This window comes from Streptomyces sp. NPDC060000, from assembly GCF_042737375.1.
Classification (GTDB): Bacteria; Actinomycetota; Actinomycetes; order Streptomycetales; family Streptomycetaceae; genus Streptomyces.
The window spans coordinates 1-3,769 of the sequence record NZ_JBHWUU010000174.1 but is presented as its reverse complement, the minus strand read 5'-3'; the positions used below and the strand labels follow the sequence as shown (position 1 = coordinate 3,769).

Genomic DNA, 3,769 nt, shown 5'->3' with positions numbered 1-3,769 from the left:
TGTGCGACATCCCGTGAGTTCTTCTGAGCCGCGCTGAGTCCCTGGCCGCGTGGCCAGGGGGTTCTTCCTCCTTCGGGTGCTCTGTGGCCTTCTGACGTAACTTCGGGATTCTTGAAGCGTTCTCACCTCGTCCGACCGATCCGCAGTCGGGCCGAAGGCGAGGAGGCTCGGGTTGGCGGCGCTGGCAGTCGTACGGGACCTGCGTGAGCACTGGGCACCCGTGTCGGCGGAAGAGCTGGAGCGGTTCGAGACCGACGTGCTGTCCGGGTTTGTCCTTGCGCGGGCCTCGGCTGGCCTGGCGGACGGCACGATCCGTGGGGACGTCGGGCACCTGGACCAGATCAGGTCCTGGTTCGGCCGGCCCCTGTGGGACATGGAGCCCGCCGACGCTGACGCGTACTTCGGGAAGGTGCTGCGGAACTCCCCCAGCGGCACTCGGCTGGCCCGGTCGCAGGCGCTGACGACGTATTTCATGTTCCTGGAGCTGCGGCACAAGGTCGAGCTCCACCGGATGACCGGCCGGGTTGTTGAGTGCCCGATCGACGAGATGAACCGGCCGCGTGGGGCCAAGGACGCCCAGCTGCGGATCCCGCCGAGCGAGCCGGAGGTTGGGACACTGTTCACGGGCTGGGGCAGCGAGCTGGCGACGTGCCGCAAGTTCGCCCCTACGGCCAGGAACTACACCGCCTCGAAGCTGATGTCCCAGGTCGGCCTGCGGGTGAGCGAGGCATGCAAGCTCGACCTGGCCGACATCAAGTGGGACCTGGGCCGCTTCGGCAAGCTCCACGTTCGCCACGGCAAGGGCGCCCGTGGATCGGGGCCACGTGAGCGGATGGTGCCGCTGATCAACGGTGCTGATCGGACGCTTCGGTGGTTCATCGAGGACGTCTGGGGCCAGTTCGACGACGATCACGCACGCCCTGGTGCCCCGCTGTTTCCCTCCGAGCGCAAGAGCATCGATGGCTCCTCCCGCCGGGTGGGCGACGACGCCCTGCGAAGCGGGCTCAAGGATGCGACCAAAGCGCACCTGCCGGGGTGGGGCGAGACGCTGACTCCGCACGTCCTTCGGCACTTCTGCGCGTCCCAACTCTACGGGAACGGGCTTGACTTGCTCGCAATCCAGGAGGTTTTGGGGCACTCCTGGATCGCTACGACCATGCGATACATCCACGTCCAGCAGACCCGGGTTGAAGATGCCTGGGTCGCCGGGACGGAACGGGCCGCGAAGCGGCTGGAAGGACTGGTCCGATGAGGTGGAACCTACGGCTGACCGCCGCGAACAAGGGCGTCTGGAAAGCCTCCGAGCTCCAGCGGAGCCTGGCAGAGCACGGCCTGGTGATCTCGGCCGGGAAGATGTCCGGACTGTGGTCCGGCCAGCCCGTCTCACTCAAGCTGGAGGACCTGGACGTCATTTGCGTCGCCCTCGGCTGCGAGATCAGCGATCTGCTGATCCCCGAGCCGGAGAAAGTCCGGCGCCCCGGCGAGGAGGCCGGCCTGCAGGCCGCCGTTGCGGCTGGCCCGGCCCCGGTGGTGGTTCCGCGTCGCCGTGACGGCCGGTCTCTGCCGCCGATGTGATGGCCTACGTTCTGCCGGCGGGCAAGTGCAAACCGCCAGCCAGTTGCCCGACCTGCTTCGGCTGGGGCGTGCTGCCCGGCCGCGCCTGCGGCGCATGCGAGAGTTTCCGCCGCAACGAGGAGCCTGCCGAGTGCAGCGGCTGTCGGCGAACAGTGCGGTTGAAGAAGGGGTACTGCCGTCTGTGCTGGCATCAGGCGAGTCAGGACGCCAGGGGGCAAGTCACCGTCTTGGAGCCCTACTTGGAGAAGGTGCAGCATCATCAACTGTTTTTCACCAACCTCCACCGTCCGCGTCAGCCCGGCCCTCCCAGAGGTAAGCAGGGACGACGTCGGGGTCGCCCGCGCCACCCCGACCCGGCCCCCGCCCACCGGCCGGTCTCCGGCTGGCTCCAGCCGCCGCTGTTCGAGGCCCGCCGAGATTTCACCCGGTTCAATCGCCAGGAACATGCCCGGCTCGACAACCCGTGGCTGGCCTGGGCCCGGCATACCGCACATCGTCTCGGCGAAGCGCATGGCTGGCCTCGCGGTGTCCGCCTCGACGTCGGCCGAGCCCTGGTCATCGTGCTGTCCAGCCATGTCAGCGGCGAAGTCGTGCGGCACTCCGAGATCTTCCCGGCCCTGCGATCGCGCGGGCTCAGCGTCCAACGCACAGTGGAAGTACTCGCCGACATCGGCGTCTTCCAAGACGACCGGACGCCGTCGTTCGAACAGTGGCTGGAGCGCAAGCTCGAAGGCATTGCCCCCGGAATCCGCCGCGACGTGGAGCACTGGGCCCGCCTCCTGCACGACGGTGGCCCCAGGTCCCAGCCCCGCGACGAGGCCACGGTCTGGGGCTACCTCAACCGGATCCGTCCCGTCCTGCTGGAGTGGTCTGTCCTCTACGGCCATCTGCGCGAGGTGACGCGCGACGACGTCCTCACCCAGCTGGATGCACTCCACGGCAGCCAGCGACGGCACACGCTCATCGTGCTGCGGTCGCTGTTCGGCCGAGCGAAGAAGAGCGGCACCATCTTCAAGAATCCGACCAGCCGCATCCGCGTTGGCCAACACGAGTACGGCATCCTCCAACCCCTGGAGCCCGAGCACGTCAACAACTCCGTTGCCGCGGTCGCCAAGCCGGCGGACCGGCTGGTCCTCGCGCTCGCCGCAGTGCACGCCGCGCGATCCGGTGCGATCCGGCGCCTCCAACTCGACGACCTCGACATCGGCCATCGCAAGCTCATGATCGACGGCCGGGTCCGGCCTCTGGACGCGCTGACACTGCACGTCGCCCGCGAATGGCTGGACCACCGACGCTGCCGCTGGCCCGACACCGCTAACCCGCACTTGCTGATCAACAAGTTCACCGCCTTGGGCACCGGCCCGGTCAGCGCGGTCTCCCTGACCACACCGCTTCGCGGCCAGGCCGCCACCCTGGAACAGCTCCGCGTCGACCGGCAGCTCGAAGAAGCCCTCGTCCATGGCCCCGACCCCTTCCACCTCGCCGAGGTCTTCGGACTCGATGCGAAGACCGCGATTCGCTACACGGACTCCGCGCGGGCGCTGTTGGAACAGGCCGCTGAACAGCAGCTTCGATGAAACCTGCTCGACCGGACGCACGATGAAGGCAATCATGAGCGAGTGACCTCGACCGAAGCAGCAGCAACCGCCCTACAGGACCATGCCGTCCTCTGGAGCATGGGCGAGATCCGCGCAACCGACGTCGTCACCGCTGCCTGTGATGCACTCGTTGCCGGTCTCGACAGTCCTGCCCTGCGGATCTTGGCCGCGTGCACACGCGCGGAAGCGGATTACGACGTCCCCGACCTCCTTCCACCGGCACTCGACGAATTGGGCCTCACCTTCCACCCAGCGGGCAGCGTTGCCGGACAGGAAGCCGCCGCGCGAGCACTTGCCGCCCGGATGCTGGCCGGCGAACTGACACCACGCGAGCTGGCCTTCCGGATCCACCAGCGCTTCGGGCACGAGCTGCCTCTGGCCGAGCAACTTGCCAACCTGGACGACGACTACGACGTCCTCGAATACGGCGACAGAACACAGGCACAGGTCGACGCCGAGGTCACGGCCGAAGCTCTTCGCCTTGCACAGCACCCTCGTGTTCCAACCGAACCCACGGATCTACCGACCTGAAGCAGATCGGTGGACCTGCGGGTTCAGGCTGAAGGACCTTCGGTTTCCTTGAACCCACGGGGATC

At 67.6% G+C, this 3,769-nt stretch carries 4 protein-coding genes; all 4 read left to right on the top strand.

From position 1 onward, the window contains the following. The first annotated feature begins 220 nt into the window (after positions 1-220). The 4 genes from ACFWBB_RS42470 (at position 221) to ACFWBB_RS42455 (ending at position 3,704) form a co-directional block, all read left to right on the top strand. Positions 221-1,252 (top strand): tyrosine-type recombinase/integrase, encoded by a 1,032-nt coding sequence (locus ACFWBB_RS42470; RefSeq protein WP_385284633.1) that lies wholly within the window; start codon positions 221-223, stop codon positions 1,250-1,252. Further along, on the top strand, positions 1,249-1,575 hold the full coding sequence (locus tag ACFWBB_RS42465) for a helix-turn-helix domain-containing protein (protein ID WP_385284630.1): 327 nt from the start codon (positions 1,249-1,251) through the stop codon (positions 1,573-1,575). The genes ACFWBB_RS42470 and ACFWBB_RS42465 overlap by 4 nt, the downstream gene beginning before the upstream one ends. A 248-nt stretch (positions 1,576-1,823) precedes the next feature. Continuing rightward, entirely contained in the window at positions 1,824-3,152 is a 1,329-nt protein-coding gene (locus ACFWBB_RS42460; RefSeq protein WP_385284636.1) for a hypothetical protein, read from the top strand. A gap of 42 nt (positions 3,153-3,194) precedes the next feature. Continuing rightward, the gene (locus tag ACFWBB_RS42455) at positions 3,195-3,704 is read left to right on the top strand and encodes a hypothetical protein (RefSeq protein WP_385284628.1); all 510 of its coding nucleotides are present in this window, start codon (positions 3,195-3,197) and stop codon (positions 3,702-3,704) included. Positions 3,705-3,769 lie beyond the last annotated feature (65 nt).